Here is an 11,001-nt window from a genome sequence, read left to right on the forward strand (position 1 = left end):
CCCAAAGGCCTACCACACTTAACAACATGATGACTACCACAAGAGGGACAAGAAACGTCTTTCCTAAATACAGGCTTCCTACCCATAAGTAATACTCGTTATACAAATATAAATAACTTAATGACGACACTATCTCCACACTCCCCGGAGGAAGAGGAAGAATTGGCCTAATTTTACCCGCAAATAACGCTGCAATGGAGTATGATATGTGGAAAATGGCTCCAGAAGGGGTGACAATTCACTCAACCAGGATGAAGCCCACAAGGGGATGTGAGCCTGAAAACGTTGAGGAGTTCGAAAGGGAATTAAAATATGTTTCTTCTTTACTCGAGGAGGTGTCTGACATTATTGTATACGGTAGAACATACGGGACCCATAAACACGCTGATGTAATCAGGAAGGCAATAAAAAAAGAAGTCATAATACCCGAGGAGGAGGTATACGGATTATTAAAGGAACTTAAAGTGAAGAAAATATGGGTAGGTACTCCGTACGTTAAGGAAAGGACGTTGGAAGAGGTCGAATATTGGAGGTCTAAGGGCTTTGAAGTAATAGGCTACGACGGTTTGGGTAAGGCAAAAGGCGTTGATATTTCAAACACTCCCGTATTCACGGTGTATAGACTGGTTAAGAGAAATATAGATAGGGTGATTAATGCTGACGCGGTGTACATAGCATGTACTGCTTTGTCTACTTATGAGGCAGTGACTTATTTATATGAAGATCTAGGTATGCCGGTGATATCTGAAAACACAGCTACTATGTGGGGATCATTAAGAAAATTAAGAATAAAAGGGAGAATTCCAGGGATTAACATTTAGAATTATATTGGAGTAAAGTTATTTATAATAGTCAGTTACCTTAATAATCAATTCTTATTTGAAATTAAAGAGCTTTCACTTACTTTTAAACATATTGAATTTAGGATAATAATGTTTATATACAAGAAATTAAAATAGCGAAATATATGCTAAATTCCGTTAGGCTCACTCTCAATTCACCTAGATCTGAAATCATGAAAATCTTTACTGATCCTTTTAGACTTAGTGGGGTTATCTCCCACTTTGTAATTCTTCAAGCTTATGATGATAACCTCGGTAGGTTTGTAAGTCCTTCGCAAGCACTTAAAGATAAAATCCCCAATCTCTACAAAGTCTTATATGTTTTCGGCACTCCAGACACCGGTATTAAAACTCTAATCGGGACATTAAAAGGGCCTGAAATAATTACCGGTGGAGTTCAGTATAAAGGTAAAGACGATGAAAACACTTTTGAACTTAATATGCAAATTATGTCACAAGAGATAACTAGCAAGACGGTAGTTACTATTACCACTAATTTAGTTTATAATCCGTCTATAAAACATAAGCTGTTTGGAAAGGAAATAAAAGAACTTAAAGACCGATTTAACTTCCCCGAACATATCGTAAAAGAACACATAGTACCCTACTTAAACTTGACCTACAAACTTGAAGAAGTAGTGTATCTGCTGTCGGAGTAATGCACTCACTTTTTATATCGAGACTGTTAACAGTGAATGAAGTGAAAGGCGAAAGTAAGGGTACAAAAAGGAGATTTCATTTCTATTTACCCGAAGAGAAGATTGTCCAATACATTGCAAAGATCATAGAGGTTATTCTACTTGTAGCCATAGGAATAGTTATAGTGTACACAGTAATAGATATTTTCTTGTTAATTCCTTCAGGCCTGCTGAGCGAGATATTCGGACTTGTCGGTAACGCGTTTCTTGTTGTAGTACTTCTTGAGCTATTTCAAAGTATAGTAGACTTTGGAAAAGGGAGAGGGAGGAGTGTAGTATACGTTATGGACGCTACCATGAGCTTCGTCCTAAGGGAGGTCATCATCGAATTAATCAACGGAGTGAGCAGCATGTCTGATCTTTTATACTTGGCCTCCATAATCCTGCTCGTAGCACTCAGTAGGTTCCTGATCTCCTTCAGGCTCACGAAAAAAGGGCGTAAACATTAGGTGCAGTTTTCCGTTTTTGTTAAATTATATTAAAAAGCTTTAATTTAATCACCACAATGTTAATGATTATGATAGACGTAAATGACTTCCAACCCGTATTAAGGATGGGCATTACGATAGATGAAGAGGCATATATTGCGAGGAAACTTTCCTCAATGATTGACATAAAAAAAGAGAGGATTCTGGACATAGCTCCGGGTAACTGTTTGATCCCTATTTATCTTTCCTTAGAACTTAATAAGGAGATAAGCGGAGTTGACGACTGGAAGTATTTCAAGAAGGATGAGGCTGAGAGATTGATAAGAAAGTATGGTGCCAGAGTGAATTTGTTTTATGGTCTCCCTCAAATCCCCTTTAAGGATAATAGTTTCTCTCTAGTTTACAGCGTAATGTACTTTTACAACCTAAAAAGAGAGATAATGAAAGTACTTGTTTATGAGATAAGGAGAGTTCTTGAAGGTCAAGGTACTGTTCTAATAGTAGATCCTATAATGACTAGAGGGAAGATAAGAAAGGAGATGGAAGAGGGGAAATTTAAACTTGTAGAATATACTGAAGCAAATGCGTTATCTTTTAGTAAATGGGAAAAAATTAGTTAACTTCGTCACTCCAGCCTATAGTTAAACTTAGATTTAGAGATACCTAAGAGTACTACTCCAACTAGAAGGATGAGTATAGGAATGAAAAATTTAGGCTCTGGTGCAAGTTGGTTAAAGTAAGGTATATAATTAATGGCGGGCGTTACGTCTATCAGGAATATTATTATCGACAGAATAGTAAGGAATAAGCCCGTAATTAGTGTGGTATAAGAATACGTGTACTTTACGAATAGGTCATGCCAGTCTACTTCTCTTGTCTTAACTAAGTAAGCTCCGTTCTTCATGAAAGTAAGGGAGTAATCCTTTCCGATCATGGCGAAACCGTTCATGCGGCCGAAACCTAATTCCCTTGCTTCCTCATTACCCTTCTTGACGTTGAACTTTATTATCTCAGCCCACTCCTTTGGATTCTCCACGTTCTTACTTTCTACCACATTTCCCTGGTCGTCAAATTTGATATGTCCAACATAACCCTTGAAAGTCACGTTAAACACCTCCGCTATTCTCGATTGCGAATTTTATTACATAGTCCCAGTTAGTCTCCTTAGCCCTTACAAAATATACCATGTCCTTAATTACCGCAAGTCCTAAATCATCGACTATCATGGCATATCCTAATAAGGGGTCTAATAGCTTAAGTCTCTTAGCCTCTTCTTTTCCTATTTCCATGTTTTCCTTAAGTATCTTAGCTAACTTAGATAAGTCCACTTTAGTGATGTCCATTCCATAAATCTTCTCCAAGTGTTCACCGCTAAAACGGTAAACTGCCAATAAACCTGGTATTTTTTGGAAAGTAATTTGTGACATTTATTAATATTTTGAATTTAGGCTTTAAAAATATATCTTTGAAATTAGTCTAATATTATTAAAAAACAAGACTTATTTACTTAAACATCAAGCAAAAAGATAGTAGTTTTTATAATCTTCTGGCTCCAAAAACTCGTTTGTGAAGTCCAATTTGCAGTATCAACCCAGAAGCAGTTACAGTTAAAACAGGAGGGGTGGAGACACAGTAAAAAATTTAGAATAAATAAAAAAGTTCGGATTTTATAGCGATTTGAAGAAAAACCCTGTAGTACTAAAGAAAGATCCCACGAAACTCAGGGCCATTATATAAGAGTATATCGGGTCTAGGCTCGAGTAGAACAATAAACCTCCGGCTGCAGCTATTCCTATAAAAAGGATATTGGCGGTTGATAGGTAAAAAAGCACTTTGTCTTTACTTATCGTCCCTAAAGCAAATAACGCAACACCCAGAAAAGCCGTAAGCATTGCGAAACTTATGTGGAGCGATAATAGTGCTGATTGATAAGCGTTAATTAAAGGAAATTTATCATAAAGTAGAGTGGCTAAACCGAAAGCGAAAAGAAACGTTAAAGAAAGGAGTTCTAAGCCTGCAAATATAGTTACTATTCTTGATCTTTGATAGAGTGCCATACTTATCAAAATTATGTTAATAATTAATAGTTAAAAAAGTTTAGCTATATACTCATATAATGTTGGCTCTTCTGGGTTACTTCCACGGTGATCGCCGTAGATGAAAATAGCACACCTAAAAATCCGATACCCATCATTAATGCATACATAGGGTCTGTATAACCGCCGAAATAGAATAATCCCTCAAATGCAGCAAATATACAGAATAAAACGTTAAGTAATCCTAGAGCTTTCAACTTAAGGTTATTACTGCGCATCGCAGCAGCAAATATGAAAAAGCTTAGTATTACAACAATTGCCGCACCATATATATGGGCTGTTATCGCATTACCTACAAGCCCTAAGTTAAAGATAGGGATTGCCATTCCTGCACTGTAAAGTACGATGAGAACTATAAGTTGGAATATGGTAGGCATTAGGATGTAATTTTCAGAATACATTAAGCTTATGGTTCTATTTATAAAATTTGTTACACTCATCAAAAAATACTATACAAGTGTAATTAAAAAATTTTACCTTAACTTTCTAAATAGGTATAAAAATAGAAGCGAAGCGAAGAGCATGTAAAATCCGGCTGCAAAGATCGTAGCTGACTCAACACCAACAGTATTGTTTGTAAAGAAGTTAAAGGGAATTGATAAGAACACAAAAAAGATGAATCCTAGAGAGGCTAACAAGGTGTAAACAAATAAACTCTTATTCATTTATTTCACCGGGAAGGTCTCCCAGATTATATTATACGCTATAAATAGTGCCATTGCAATAGTTCCCCCGAAGATTAATCCGAGAACGAAAAGACCCAACTTGGTCATTTTATCACCCCTGCTGTTGGAACGGATTTCCAAAACTTGTTAATAACCTTGTGTAACAATTCGTTGGAGTCTGTCCTTTTTGCAGTAGCAACTTACTACACCCTGTGTTCTCGTCGTAGCTTGAAAGAGTTGCGAACCCAGACAAATCATTACTCCTGCCCAAAATAACAGGGGCGTTAGGGTTCATACCAACGGCATAAAGATAGTCAGTGTTTGGGTCCCAATAGAGTTGAACGTAAGGCAAGGGTCTTACAGTCGGTCCAGTCACTACATTAGCACCTTTATATGGATCGTAAGTGGAGCCATGACAATCACAATGTATAACCCCGTAATTAATGCCTTGGGATACGATTATGTTGTATACATCAGAGGGGATGTAGTTAGGGAAAGGTCCATTTGGCTGAACTAGATTAGGCGGATAATAATGGATTTCTGGAGGAATACAGCCTAGATGTTGACATATAGCACTATAAGCTACAATTGACTTATTTGGCCCTACTCCTCCTGGAAAAGTATACGTTGCACCATTTTCTGGGATTGTAACAGTTGTAGACGGTACCGCCACTGGGTTTCCGTTCTTATCACCAATGTTTATCAAGAAAGTTATATCGCCCTGCATAGGGTATTGAAAGACTAAAATCGCTGGGTTGTTTACTGGTAGCTTAGAGGCCTCTATTGGGTTTCCGTCTGAGTCTGTTACTATCATCCACGGAAAATCCTTAAGTGTAATTTCCGGTTGGTTTAAGTAACCGAGAACGGGTAGTACGGAAACCACCGCCAATGCTCCTATTCCTATTAGTAGTCCTTTTAAGAACATCCTCCTCTCGGGGCTTAACGGGCCTACGTTGTCTTCAGCATATTTAAAAAGATAGTCTCTCCCTTTCTTTATGAACGCTTTCTCGTCGAATTTTGTAGGTGGATTCCTCATTTTATAAATGAGACGGTGTAAAAATATTAGGTCATCCCTTTTGAGAACGAAAGGTTTCATTTCTTTTCACAAATTTAGTTATAGTTGAAATCTTTAAATTTTTATTTTATATCTTTACAAACTTACAATATTGTTCTTATTGATGATTAAAACTATTCATAATGTTTAATGTAAATCTTTAATACACAGATTAAACTATGTTAAATTTACATTTATAATGCTAAATTATTTTATTTATATAAACTAAATTTCAAAAATAAATAAATCACAGAAAAAGTTAAATATAATGATAATTACAATAGAATTTAGGTGAACGAGTATAACACTAGCTGATAAAATAAAACATGAAGCCGAAACGGTATGGTTTATCGTTATGCTTGCAATAAGTCTAGGTTATTTCTCATGGGAGATAGTCCAAATTCAGGCAGGCACTAATGTAAGCTTCAGATATGGTTTACCACTTTACAGTGGTATGCCCAAACAAGCTCAGGAGGCTGTAACATATTTCAATGCACATCCTCCAGTAAACCATACTTCCGAAGTCGTCGACGGCATTCTCGTAGTTAATATGACAGCTTATCAATACTATTACTCGCCTAACCTAATCAAAGTCACCCCCGGACAACAAATAGTTCTGATCATTAACTCGCCGCAAGTTATAACCGGGATATACTTACGTTTACCTAATGGTGTCATAAACGTTAATGCAGTACCCGGAATACCGAGTTACGTATACTTCGTTGCACCTACTACACAAGGTAACTATACGTGGTATGAACCCGAATACGCGGGTTACGCTTTTTCAACAAATATGACCGGAGTTCTGGAGGTGGTTTAAATGGCTTACACTCTTGCTATCCAATTTGAAAAAATTAAGAAAGAAATATCTGTTTTCCTCGGTAAATTAAAGAGTTTTGCACTACCAAAAGACACGTTGGGAGTAGTCTGGCTTTTCACACTCGGTACTGTGGGCTGGCTGATAATTGTAGGAATGGCTGCTATGAATATGAGGACGTATCTTGTTTATCCCGATAACTCGGCAGGAATTGGCCCCACGTACTATTTATCTCTCACGTTACACGGATGGAGTGCAATGTTCGGTGTTGTTCCTGACGCTGCGTTTGCCGTAATAGCATTTTCCATGTATAAAAGCGGGTTATCAACAGTAAATGCAAAAAGAATTGCGTACTTGTTCTGGGCATCTAACTTAGCTCTAGTCTTCGCGCTTTTAGGTGGTCCTGACATGAGCTGGTATATGTATCCACCTCTTGCAATAGAGGAGAACAGTGTCTTCAAAGCTTTCCTGATATATCAATCCCCAGTCCTAATAGGACTTGCCTACATTGCTTTAGCTATCAACTCCATAGGAGGTACTATAATACCGATTATCCTCCTCGCTGACGCATACGCTACTAAACCTAAGAACCAGAAGCTGAATATATTCGCTGCTTACGGTGTAGCTTTTGCAGCAATAATAGCCTTAACCATGCCAGCTCTAAGTGCTGCAGAGTTATGGTATGCACTGTATTTCTTAGCTGGGATCCCGGTTGACTCATTGCTTTGGCTAATCCTCTTCTGGTTCTACGGTCATCCGGTAGTATATTACGTCCCGTTCCCACTGTTTGGAGCCTTATATTACTATATACCCAAAGCTGCTGGAAGAGAGTTATACAGCGAAAAGTGGGCTAGGATGAACATATACCTACTCGCGATAGGTTCGATGTTGATATGGGTTCACCACCTGCAAACTTTCCCTCTACCAGTCGTCCTGAGGTTATGGGCTAACTTCGCTACCTTGATCCTTGCTGCTGGTTCAGGTTTAACCGTGCTTAATCTAGGTCTTACTGTCCTCCTTTCGAATGGATACAATTACAAAGACCCGATAAGTATGTCGTTCCTGATAGCATTCATAGGATTTATTCTGGGAGGTGTTCAAGCATTACCTCAACCGTTCGACATAGTTAATCCCATAATTCACAATTCATATTTTATAGTAGGACACTTCCATTTAATAATATGGACGCTGATAATTGTAGGTTTTACAGGGGTATTCCTAGATCTCCTGAAATCCAGTAATGTCAATTTTGACTACTCGAAGATAGCTTCTAGATTAATCACAACAGGTATTCTACTCTGGACGGTTCCTTTTATGACGATAGGGTACTTAATGTCTGTGGAAGGATACCTAGGAATGCTCAGGAGAGTTATCGCATATCTAGCAATTTTCGAACCGTTTAACTTAGCTATTTCCCTCTTAGCGGAAATAGGAATACCCGGATTAGTATTAGCTATTTCCTCTGCAATAGGTGATTATGTAATGAGAAAAGTAACTGTCGGTACAGATGTTTCTGTTCAGACTTCAACCTCGATTTCAATGAATATAGGAAAAGAGGTGAAAGTGGATGGCTGAGAAGGAAAGAGGGTTAGTAGAGGACATTTTAGATAGGGTCGGTGTTAAAGAGGCTCCGTTTTTTAAGACCCCTGACTATATGTATAATCCTTCCTATTGGTTAGGGGCTATGGTTGCTGGCGCATTTATTTATACAGTTATTACTGGATTGCTCTTACTACTCTACTATCAGCCGTCTTACGCGTATCAGTCTACAATGAACATAATATACCACGTACCGTATGGGCCAGTACTTCTCTTCAGTCACCTTTACGGCTCTTATATAATGATAGTTCTAGCATACATTCACATGTTCAGGAACTTTTACGTAGGGGCTTACAAGAAGCCAAGAGAGTTACAATGGGTTACTGGAGTCCTTTTGTTACTCCTAACACTAGGTGCATCATTTTTCGGGTACAGTCTAGTTAGCGATGTGCTCGGAGTAAATGCAGTAGACATAGGAAGTGAGTTGATGGTGGGTACTGGGTTCCCTGGTGCGACCGTAATTGTTAACTGGCTATTTGGACCAGGTGCGTTAGCATCGATTTCAAGTAGTCCCTTAACTAGAGCTGAACTATTCGATAGATTACTTGGTTGGCACATAGTATTAGTCTTCTTAATAGGAGCCTTATTCGGATTCCACTTCATGCTCTCTGAAAGATACGGTATGACTCCGTCTAAGAAAGAGAAGTCTAAGGTTCCCGCTTATTATACAAAGGAGGAATGGAGTAAGTTTAACGAGTGGTGGCCTAGAAACGTAGTGTATATGTTATCAATAGTCCTTACTACATGGGGAGTTATACTCTTCGTGCCTAATTTGTTGGCAAATATAAACGGCTTACCGATAGTTATTAACCCTTACCCTGCACCGCAAGCCGGTACTCCACAAGCATCTGGAGTGCAGCCTTATCCGCCTTGGTTCTTCCTATTCTTGTACAAGTTTGTTGACTTCGAATTACCAAATGGTCAACCCTTAACTCCAGCCATGGTAATTGCAGCCTTAGTGTTCATGTTACTCGTTGTAATGTTACTGCCGTTTTATGAAAACAGCCAGTGGATGTATTTAAGGAATAGGAAGTTCTGGGTCTGGGTAATGACTCTAGCGTGGATATATCTAATAGAACTCAGTATCTGGGGTTATTACCAACCTGGTGTCCCAGCTCCCTTCGATCAACAAGTAGAACTGTTAGGCCCCCCGGCGGTAATAGTAGGACTTGTAGTGTTATTCTGGGGAAGAAGGGATAAAAACGATGTAAGTAAAGGAACTTGGTTCAGCTCTATCAAGTCTCTTAAGATGTCGCCTTTCACCGTGTTAATGGGCTCTGTAGCCGGTTTAGCTTTTACGGGAACTTTAGTAAACTTCTTCGAACAACCAGTTCTAGTGAACCTTATTGCTTTGATCCCACTTGGTATATTCACTTTCATATGGGTCTACAAGCTCGGTAGGGCGATAATAAGGAACGAAAGCACAACAACCTCCATGGGAGGTGGGTATAAGAGGAAAGACATTGCGTTTGTTGGGATAGTAGTTATTCTAATTGTAGTAGCTATTTTGGCCGGTCTTATGTGGACTCTACCTTCAGTAGGTCCTCAAGCAACATATGCCGGTATGGACTTAGGAGTGATATTAATGCTATTCGGAGGGGCCCTTCAATTATATCATTATATAATATATGTAAAATAAGCTGAGCAGTTGAAAATTGTAAGTTGAGTATTTTTTTCTTTTTCTTAAAATATTGAGAAACAAAGGAGAAATATGATTGTCTCTTTCTTATCTCAAAAGTAGAATTCTAGATAATGCTCCTTTAAACCACTCTAACTTATCAGGATCTAGGTATTTTATCCTTTCATCATAAGGGAATACGAAAGCTTTTTTGAAAACTCCTTCCTCATATATCAATTCTAAAACTTGATCTTCTACAAGGGATATATTTTCTGATGGTATCATGTTAACAATTAAGACTCTGTCACCCTCATTCCACTTTTTTGCATATTCTATAGTTTCGGAAAGTCTGGTCATGTCTGTCAAGACACATTAATGTTTTCAGTGGTTATGTGGTCTTGAAACTTTATTGAATTAGCCTGTGGGTCAATGTTTGTGAGCAAGTCTGAAATAAGTATATTCCAAATAGAGCTATTACATATAATTCGAGACTTATCCTCGTCTATTTCTAGAAAAGAATCAGAATATAGGTACTTGTTTATATTAAAATAATCCACAATATCGAACTCATCGTCGACAAGAACTCTAACTGTCTGGAAGGGATCTAGCTCTTCTATCAAAAAAGGGATCTCTAATGAATTTAAATAATATGCAGTAAGAACTGTGAACGTTGACTTTCCTATCTTGCTTATGGAACTCAAGAATCGTAATCCTTTTCTCCTATAATATGTCCTTATAACTTAATCAAAAATAAGTATTAACTTCAACATAACACAGATTCAGATGTCTTCATATATTTTTTCCTCTTTATCAAAAATTATTCTTTGTCAGAAAAGAAAAATTATTAATTGTACTCCTTTTATTGAAATAAAATATTTCATGAAGCTAATTAAACTTTAAATAAAAGGTGAATCTTCTGGTCGTATTAAGCTTCTGGACTATGTGTGTTTTAGGAAAAAGTTTTAGTAACTATGCTAAGAGATATCATTGATGGCTAAATCAAAGAAGAGTAAAAAGGAGAGTAAGCTCATATATATACCTTTCATCATATTCGTAGTAATATTAGCTTTTCTAATAATCTTACCTTCCATAAAGCCTCCTACAACCCAGGCAAGCGAATCATTTCCATTCCTACATTTTGTTAAGGTCTCAAATCAGGACTATGCGTCATCACCGAATATTGT

The 11,001-nt window shown here is 37.7% G+C and carries 15 protein-coding genes and 2 pseudogenes; 8 read left to right on the top strand and 9 right to left on the bottom strand.

All coding sequences use genetic code 11. The features are described 5' to 3' along the window. Positions 1 to 86 (bottom strand): annotated as a pseudogene (locus WIW52_RS04715) (IS1 family transposase); the annotation flags it as partial. A 120-nt stretch (positions 87 to 206) separates the two neighbouring features. Between WIW52_RS04715 and WIW52_RS04720 the strand changes: the two are divergent. The 4 genes from WIW52_RS04720 to WIW52_RS04735 all read left to right on the top strand — a co-directional run bounded on the left by WIW52_RS04720 (position 207) and on the right by WIW52_RS04735 (position 2,588). Further along, the gene (locus WIW52_RS04720) at positions 207 to 821 is read left to right on the top strand and encodes a maleate cis-trans isomerase family protein (protein ID WP_337708943.1); all 615 of its coding nucleotides are present in this window, start codon (positions 207 to 209) and stop codon (positions 819 to 821) included. Between the two features lie 146 nt (positions 822 to 967). Continuing rightward, positions 968 to 1,501: a hypothetical protein gene (locus WIW52_RS04725; protein WP_337708945.1), complete on the top strand. Its 534-nt coding sequence runs from the start codon at positions 968 to 970 to the stop codon at positions 1,499 to 1,501. A gap of 41 nt (positions 1,502 to 1,542) precedes the next feature. Beyond that, positions 1,543 to 1,989 (top strand): phosphate-starvation-inducible PsiE family protein, encoded by a 447-nt coding sequence (locus WIW52_RS04730; protein ID WP_337708947.1) that lies wholly within the window; start codon positions 1,543 to 1,545, stop codon positions 1,987 to 1,989. Positions 1,990 to 2,057: 68 nt separating this feature from the next. Continuing rightward, positions 2,058 to 2,588, top strand: a complete 531-nt coding sequence (locus tag WIW52_RS04735) for a class I SAM-dependent methyltransferase (RefSeq protein WP_337708949.1) — start codon at positions 2,058 to 2,060, stop codon at positions 2,586 to 2,588. Between the two features lie 5 nt (positions 2,589 to 2,593). Here the strand turns inward: WIW52_RS04735 and WIW52_RS04740 are convergent, their stop codons facing one another. The 6 genes from WIW52_RS04740 to WIW52_RS04765 all read right to left on the bottom strand — a co-directional run bounded on the left by WIW52_RS04740 (position 2,594) and on the right by WIW52_RS04765 (position 5,825). Beyond that, entirely contained in the window at positions 2,594 to 3,073 is a 480-nt protein-coding gene (locus tag WIW52_RS04740) for a hypothetical protein (protein ID WP_337708950.1), read from the bottom strand. Between the two features lies 1 nt (position 3,074). Then, positions 3,075 to 3,395: a hypothetical protein gene (locus tag WIW52_RS04745; RefSeq protein WP_337699242.1), complete on the bottom strand. Its 321-nt coding sequence runs from the start codon at positions 3,393 to 3,395 to the stop codon at positions 3,075 to 3,077. Positions 3,396 to 3,635: 240 nt separating this feature from the next. Next, on the bottom strand, positions 3,636 to 4,025 hold the full coding sequence (locus WIW52_RS04750; RefSeq protein ID WP_337708962.1) for a hypothetical protein: 390 nt from the start codon (positions 4,023 to 4,025) through the stop codon (positions 3,636 to 3,638). Between the two features lie 44 nt (positions 4,026 to 4,069). Next, positions 4,070 to 4,504 carry a hypothetical protein gene (locus WIW52_RS04755; protein WP_337708951.1) on the bottom strand — a complete coding sequence of 145 codons (435 nt, stop codon included), beginning with the start codon at positions 4,502 to 4,504 and terminating at the stop codon, positions 4,070 to 4,072. 33 nt (positions 4,505 to 4,537) lie between these two features. Further along, complete coding sequence (locus WIW52_RS04760; RefSeq protein ID WP_337699234.1) at positions 4,538 to 4,729, bottom strand: hypothetical protein; 192 nt, start codon at positions 4,727 to 4,729, stop codon at positions 4,538 to 4,540. A gap of 112 nt (positions 4,730 to 4,841) precedes the next feature. Continuing rightward, positions 4,842 to 5,825 carry a Rieske 2Fe-2S domain-containing protein gene (locus tag WIW52_RS04765; protein WP_337708953.1) on the bottom strand — a complete coding sequence of 328 codons (984 nt, stop codon included), beginning with the start codon at positions 5,823 to 5,825 and terminating at the stop codon, positions 4,842 to 4,844. Positions 5,826 to 6,138: 313 nt separating this feature from the next. On the opposite strand from WIW52_RS04765, the gene soxA reads away from it, so the two are divergent. Genes soxA through soxC form a run of 3 tightly spaced genes read left to right on the top strand, consistent with a single transcriptional unit; the run spans position 6,139 to position 9,838 of the window. Beyond that, positions 6,139 to 6,603: a proton pump complex quinol oxidase subunit SoxA gene (soxA, locus tag WIW52_RS04770; RefSeq protein ID WP_337699229.1), complete on the top strand. Its 465-nt coding sequence runs from the start codon at positions 6,139 to 6,141 to the stop codon at positions 6,601 to 6,603. Beyond that, positions 6,604 to 8,175 carry a cbb3-type cytochrome c oxidase subunit I gene (locus tag WIW52_RS04775; protein ID WP_337708955.1) on the top strand — a complete coding sequence of 524 codons (1,572 nt, stop codon included), beginning with the start codon at positions 6,604 to 6,606 and terminating at the stop codon, positions 8,173 to 8,175. It abuts the gene before it with no gap. Further along, the gene (gene soxC, locus WIW52_RS04780; RefSeq protein WP_337708957.1) at positions 8,168 to 9,838 is read left to right on the top strand and encodes a proton pump complex cytochrome B SoxC; all 1,671 of its coding nucleotides are present in this window, start codon (positions 8,168 to 8,170) and stop codon (positions 9,836 to 9,838) included. The genes WIW52_RS04775 and soxC overlap by 8 nt, the downstream gene beginning before the upstream one ends. 87 nt (positions 9,839 to 9,925) lie before the next feature. On the opposite strand, the gene WIW52_RS04785 is transcribed toward soxC, so the two are convergent. Both WIW52_RS04785 and WIW52_RS04790 read right to left on the bottom strand, forming a co-directional pair. Beyond that, complete coding sequence (locus WIW52_RS04785; protein ID WP_337708958.1) at positions 9,926 to 10,174, bottom strand: hypothetical protein; 249 nt, start codon at positions 10,172 to 10,174, stop codon at positions 9,926 to 9,928. Between the two features lie 5 nt (positions 10,175 to 10,179). Beyond that, positions 10,180 to 10,518, bottom strand: a complete 339-nt coding sequence (locus tag WIW52_RS04790; RefSeq protein WP_337708960.1) for a hypothetical protein — start codon at positions 10,516 to 10,518, stop codon at positions 10,180 to 10,182. A gap of 289 nt (positions 10,519 to 10,807) precedes the next feature. On the opposite strand from WIW52_RS04790, the pseudogene WIW52_RS04795 reads away from it, so the two are divergent. Further along, positions 10,808 to 11,001: pseudogene (locus tag WIW52_RS04795) on the top strand (DUF929 domain-containing protein); the annotation flags it as partial.

This window comes from Stygiolobus sp. RP850M, from assembly GCF_037389295.1.
Taxonomy (GTDB): Archaea; Thermoproteota; Thermoprotei_A; order Sulfolobales; family Sulfolobaceae; genus Stygiolobus.